The organism is Pseudomonas sp. AC463 (assembly GCF_979253585.1).
The window spans coordinates 1-235 of sequence record NZ_CEEDDZ010001178.1 but is presented as its reverse complement, the minus strand read 5'-3'; the positions used below and the strand labels follow the sequence as shown (position 1 = coordinate 235).

Below are 235 nucleotides of genomic sequence, written 5' to 3'. Positions count from 1 at the left end.
CTGTTCGAACGCGATCGGCAACACGACCATCGGCACGCCTTCGCTCAGCGCATCGAGCACGGTGTTGAAGCCGCCGTGCAGAACCGCCGCCGCGCACCGGCGCAGCACCGCGCGTTGCGGCCAGAAGGCCCGCACCAGCGGATCGCCGGGCAACCCCGCTTCCTCGTCCGCCGAAAGGCCACCGCCATGCGCGATCACCGCGCGCGCACCGACCGCGGCACAGGCGCTGGCGAGC

Annotated in this window: 1 protein-coding gene; it reads right to left on the bottom strand. The window is 72.8% G+C overall.

Annotated features, from left to right (window positions below):
- The coding region (locus AC0IYH_RS34040; RefSeq protein ID WP_471838893.1) for a glycosyltransferase at window positions 1–235 on the bottom strand (235 nt) is incomplete at both ends.